This is a genomic window from Cellulomonas fimi (assembly GCF_028527925.1).
In the GTDB taxonomy this organism is placed as follows: domain Bacteria; phylum Actinomycetota; class Actinomycetes; order Actinomycetales; family Cellulomonadaceae; genus Cellulomonas; species Cellulomonas fimi_C.
This window is the reverse complement of sequence record NZ_JAPESW010000089.1, coordinates 1-4,820: the sequence shown is the minus strand read 5'-3', so window position 1 is coordinate 4,820 and position 4,820 is coordinate 1. Positions and strand designations below refer to the sequence as shown.

Below are 4,820 nucleotides of genomic sequence, written 5' to 3'. Positions count from 1 at the left end.
AGGTGACCGTCGACGCGACCGTCTCGCGCGGGATCGTCACGACCGTGGCGCGCGGGAACGACGCCCACGCGACGGCGGCCGTGCGGTCGCCGGGCTTGCCGGCCTGGCCCAGGCGGGCGTCGTCACGCGTCCCAGGGTAGTTCGGTGCGGACGTCGTCCCGCCCGCCGGCGGCGCGAGGCGCGTCACACGCGAGCGCACGTGCGCGGGCCGTGGTGCGTCGGCGACCGGCGGGCTCCCGGCCCGGCGTCAGCGTCAGTGCCAGCGGAACAGGCGCCCGGCGCCCCAGCCGAGCGCGGCGGTCCAGCCGAGCAGCACGACGACCGACCACGGGGGCAGCACGCCGTGCAGCAGCGTCTCGCGCATCGCCTCGCCGAGCGCGCCCGACGGCAGCAGCAGCGCGATGTGCTCGAGCGGGCCGGGCAGGCTGCTCGCAGGCACGATGACGCCGCCCGCGACGGCGAGCACCAGCAGCGCGAGGTTCGCGACGGCCAGGACGGCCTCGGCGCGGAGCGTCCCCGCGACGAGCATCGCGAGCGACGTGAACGCGGCGGTGCCGAGCACGACGGCGACCGCGGCGAGCGGGATGCCCGCGGGGTCCGGTCGCCAGCCGAGCACGACGGCCGCGGTGCCGATGACGAGCACCTGCACGAGCTCGACGACGAGCACGCCGAGCACCTTGCCCGCGAGCAGCCCGCCGCGCCCGAGCGGCGTGGTCGACAGCAGCCGCAGCACACCGTTGCGCCGGTCGAACGACGACGCGATCGCCTGCGAGGTGAACGACGTCGTCATGACGGCGAGCGCGAGGACGCCGGGCGCGAGGAAGTCGATGCGGCTCGCGCCACCGGTGTCGAGCTCGACGAACGTGCCGCGTGTGAGGCCGACGAGCACGAGCACGGGCACGACGACGGTCACGAGCAGCTGCTCGCCGTTGCGCAGGATCGCGCGGGCCTCGAAGGACGTCTGCGCCAGCACCCGCCGCCAGGTCGGTGCGGCCCCGGCGTGCCCGCGGCGGCCCGCAGTGGTCGTCGTCATCGCAGGTCCCGTCCGGTGAGGTCGAGGAAGACGTCCTCGAGCGTCGAGCGCCCGACCGACAGACGCGTCGCGAGCACGTCGCCCGCGGCGAGCCAGGCGGTGAGCGCCGCGACCGTCGCGGGCTCGACGGCGCCCGAGACGACGTACGTGCCCGGCGCCGCCTCGGCGACCGTGAACCCGTCGCCGAGCGCGGAGCGCAGGCCCTCCACGTCGAGGCCGGCGCGCGCCTCCAACCGGAGCGACCGGTCGTCCGCCGACGCCAGCAGGTCCGCGACCGAGCCCTGCGCGATCACGCGTCCCTGGTCGACGACCACGACGTGGTCGGCCAGGTCCTCGGCCTCGTCCATGAGGTGCGTCGTGAGCAGCACGGCGACGCCCTCGGCCCGCAGCTCGCGCACGAGCTCCCACACCGCGAGCCGGGCCTGGGGGTCCATGCCGGCGCTGGGCTCGTCGAGGAACACGACGTCGGGCCGCCCGACGACCGCCACGGCGAGCGCGAGCCGCTGCCGCTGCCCGCCGGAGAGCCGCCGGACGGTCGTGCGTGCGAACGACCCCAGCCCGAGCCGCTCGGTCAGCTCGCCGAGGTCGCGCGGGTCGGCGTACATGCGCGCGACGTGCGCGAGCATGTCGGCGGCACGGATCGACGTCGGCAGGCCGCCGTCCTGGAGCATCACGCCGACGCGCGGCCGCAGCTCGCGGGCCTGCGTGCGCGGGTCGAGCCCGAGGACGCGCACCGTGCCCGCGTCGGGTGTGCGCAGCCCCTCGCAGCACTCGATGGTCGTCGTCTTGCCGGCGCCGTTCGGCCCGAGCACGGCCGTCACCTGGCCGGGGAGCGCGGCGAGGTCGAGCCCGTCGACGACGGCGCGACCGCCGTACCGCTTGACGAGCCCACGGACCTCCAGCGCAGGGGAGTCGGGCACGAGAGGGGAGTCTAGGCGCGAGGCGCGGCCCTCCCCGAGCGCCTGCCGGTCCGGGTGACGTCCGCCACACCCACCGGCGCGGGCGTCGCGTCCCGGCCGGTGGGCACGGGCGCCCGTCGCATACGTCGCCAGCAGGAAGGTCACCCTTGCTTGCAGGGATGGATTTCGGCAACAAGGATGTTGTCAATATCGCGACCACCCCCCGGTCGTGCCCACGGCCGGTCCGCCCGGTCGCGCGGCGTGGGGGAGGCCCCACGATCCCGGGAGGTGACCATGAGCGCGACGCTGCCCGTCGCCGCCGTGAGCACCCCGGCGCCCCCCGAGTCCGATGCCGGCACGCGCGAGCGCGTCCTGCGGCTCGTCGCCGCGCAGGGCCCGGTGTCGGCCGCGGAGCTCGCCGCCCAGCTCGACCTCACGACCACCGGCATCCGCCGGCACCTCGCGGTGCTCGAGTCGAGCGACCAGATCGCCGTGCACGACGGCGTCGGCGTCGGGCCCGCGCGTCGTGGGCGCCCCGCCCGTCGCTACGTCGTCACCAGCCGCGGCCAGGCCGCGCTGTCGCACCGCTACTCCGAGCTCGCCGCGCAGGCGCTGCGCTTCCTCGCCGAGACCGGCGGCCCCGCGGCGGTCGAGAGCTTCGCCGAGCAGCGCGTCCGCGACCTCGAGCAGCGGCTCGTCGCGGTCGTCGACGCGGCCGGCCAGGACGTCACCGCCCGCGCGCGCTCGCTCGCCGACGGCCTGACCGCCGACGGGTACGCGGCGTCCGCGCGGCCCGTGCCCGGCGGCCGGGCCGTCCAGCTCTGCCAGGGGCACTGCCCCGTCCAGGACGTCGCGCACGAGTTCCCGCAGCTCTGCGAGGCCGAGGCGCGGGCGTTCTCGCGCATCCTCGGCGTCCACGTGCAGCGGCTCGCCACCCTCGCCGGCGGCGGCCACGTCTGCACCACGAACATCCCGACGACCGCACCGACCCCCGCAGCCCCCGTGCTCGCCCCGGAAGGACCGACAGCATGAGTGCACCCACCGAGAACGCGGCAGCCGCCGCGCCGCTCACGCAGGACGAGGCCATCGCCTCGATCGGCAACTACACCTACGGCTGGCACGACAGGGACGTCGCCGGTGCGACGGCCAAGCGCGGCCTGTCCGAGGCCGTCGTGCGCGAGATCTCGGCGCTGAAGAACGAGCCCGAGTGGATGCTCAAGACGCGCCTCAAGGCGCTGCGCCTGTTCGAGAAGAAGCCCATGCCGTGGTGGGGCTCCGACCTGTCGGGCATCGACTTCGACAACATCAAGTACTTCGTCCGCTCGACGGAGAAGCAGGCCGCGAGCTGGGACGACCTGCCCGAGGACATCAAGAACACGTACGACCGGCTCGGCATCCCGGAGGCGGAGAAGCAGCGCCTCGTCGCGGGCGTCGCCGCGCAGTACGAGTCCGAGGTCGTCTACCACCAGATCCAGGAGTCGCTCGAGGAGCAGGGCGTCATCTTCCTCGACACCGACACGGGTCTGCGCGAGCACCCGGAGATCTTCGAGCAGTACTTCGGCTCCGTGATCCCCCCGGGCGACAACAAGTTCGCGTCGCTCAACACCGCCGTGTGGTCGGGCGGGTCGTTCGTCTACGTGCCGCCGGGCGTGCACGTCGAGATCCCGCTGCAGGCCTACTTCCGCATCAACACGGAGAACATGGGCCAGTTCGAGCGGACGCTGATCATCGCGGACGAGGGCTCGTACGTGCACTACGTCGAGGGCTGCACCGCGCCGGTGTACTCGTCGGACTCGCTGCACTCCGCGGTCGTCGAGATCATCGTCAAGAAGAACGCCCGCGTGCGGTACACGACGATCCAGAACTGGTCGAACAACGTGTACAACCTCGTCACCAAGCGGGCCACGGCCGCCGAGGGCGCGACGATGGAGTGGGTCGACGGCAACATCGGCTCCAAGGTCACGATGAAGTACCCGGCGATCTACCTCATGGGCGAGCACGCGCGCGGCGAGACGCTGTCGATCGCGTTCGCCGGCGAGGGCCAGCACCAGGACGCGGGCGCCAAGATGGTGCACGCCGCGCCGCACACGTCGTCGTCGATCGTCTCGAAGTCGGTCGCGCGCGGCGGTGGCCGCACGTCCTACCGCGGGCTCGTGCAGGTCCTGGAGGGCGCGAGCCACTCCGCGTCCAACGTGCTCTGCGACGCGCTGCTCGTCGACCAGATCTCCCGCTCCGACACCTACCCGTACGTCGACGTCCGCGAGGACGACGTGTCGATGGGCCACGAGGCGACCGTGTCGCGCGTGAGCGAGGACCAGCTGTTCTACCTGATGTCCCGGGGCATGCCCGAGACCGAGGCGATGGCCATGATCGTGCGCGGGTTCGTCGAGCCCATCGCGCGCGAGCTGCCCATGGAGTACGCCCTCGAGCTCAACCGCCTCATCGAGCTGCAGATGGAAGGGGCCGTCGGCTGATGACGACCACCACGGAGAACCTGTCGACCGACCACTCGCGGGCGGTCGCCGACGGGGCCCACACGCACGGGGTCGGCGGCACGCCCGAGTCGTCGCGCGCGTCGCGCCCCACCTCGTTCGACGTCGCGGACTTCCCGGTCCCGACGGGCCGCGAGGAGGAGTGGCGGTTCTCGCCGATCGACAAGCTCGCGCCGCTGTTCGCGGGGGCGACGGACGGTGTGCTCGCCGGGCACGGCGTGCTCACGACCGTCGTCGAGTCGCCCGAGGTCCGCGTCGAGATCGTCGACCGTGACGACGCCCGCCTGGGCCAGGCCGGCAAGCCCGGCGACCGCACGGCCGCCGTCGCGTGGGCGTCGTTCCCGCGCGCCACGGTCGTGACGATCCCGCGCGAGACGGTCGCGTCGACGGTCACCT

4 protein-coding genes and 2 pseudogenes are annotated in these 4,820 nt (G+C 73.8%); 3 read left to right on the top strand and 3 right to left on the bottom strand.

Translation table 11 applies throughout. The annotated features are described in order from the left end of the window. The 3 genes and pseudogenes from OMK64_RS19660 to OMK64_RS19650 form a co-directional block, all read right to left on the bottom strand. Positions 1–187 (bottom strand): annotated as a pseudogene (locus OMK64_RS19660) (hypothetical protein); the annotation flags it as partial. Between the two features lie 66 nt (positions 188–253). After that, a complete protein-coding gene (locus OMK64_RS19655; RefSeq protein ID WP_272730044.1) occupies positions 254–1,033 on the bottom strand; it encodes an ABC transporter permease in 780 nt (259 codons plus the stop codon). Further along, positions 1,030–1,953, bottom strand: coding sequence for an ABC transporter ATP-binding protein (locus OMK64_RS19650; RefSeq protein WP_272730043.1), 924 nt, complete (start codon positions 1,951–1,953; stop codon positions 1,030–1,032). The genes OMK64_RS19655 and OMK64_RS19650 overlap by 4 nt, the downstream gene beginning before the upstream one ends. A gap of 273 nt (positions 1,954–2,226) precedes the next feature. Between OMK64_RS19650 and OMK64_RS19645 the strand changes: the two genes are divergently transcribed. The 3 genes and pseudogenes from OMK64_RS19645 to OMK64_RS19635 form a co-directional block, all read left to right on the top strand. Continuing rightward, complete coding sequence (locus tag OMK64_RS19645) at positions 2,227–2,964, top strand: helix-turn-helix transcriptional regulator (RefSeq protein ID WP_272730042.1); 738 nt, start codon at positions 2,227–2,229, stop codon at positions 2,962–2,964. Then, positions 2,961–4,406, top strand: coding sequence for a Fe-S cluster assembly protein SufB (sufB, locus tag OMK64_RS19640; RefSeq protein WP_272730041.1), 1,446 nt, complete (start codon positions 2,961–2,963; stop codon positions 4,404–4,406). The genes OMK64_RS19645 and sufB overlap by 4 nt, the downstream gene beginning before the upstream one ends. Continuing rightward, a pseudogene (locus OMK64_RS19635) lies at positions 4,406–4,820 on the top strand (Fe-S cluster assembly protein SufD); the annotation flags it as partial. The gene sufB and the pseudogene OMK64_RS19635, both read left to right, overlap by 1 nt.

Excerpts from the sequence above, each read along its gene's own strand:
- sufB (WP_272730041.1), top strand. The coding sequence starts at position 2,961 with ATGAGTGCACCCACCGAGAACGCGGCAGCCGCCGCGCCGCTCACGCAG.
- OMK64_RS19645 (WP_272730042.1), top strand. The coding sequence starts at position 2,227 with ATGAGCGCGACGCTGCCCGTCGCCGCCGTGAGCACCCCGGCGCCCCCC.
- OMK64_RS19655 (WP_272730044.1), bottom strand. The coding sequence starts at position 1,033 with ATGACGACGACCACTGCGGGCCGCCGCGGGCACGCCGGGGCCGCACCG.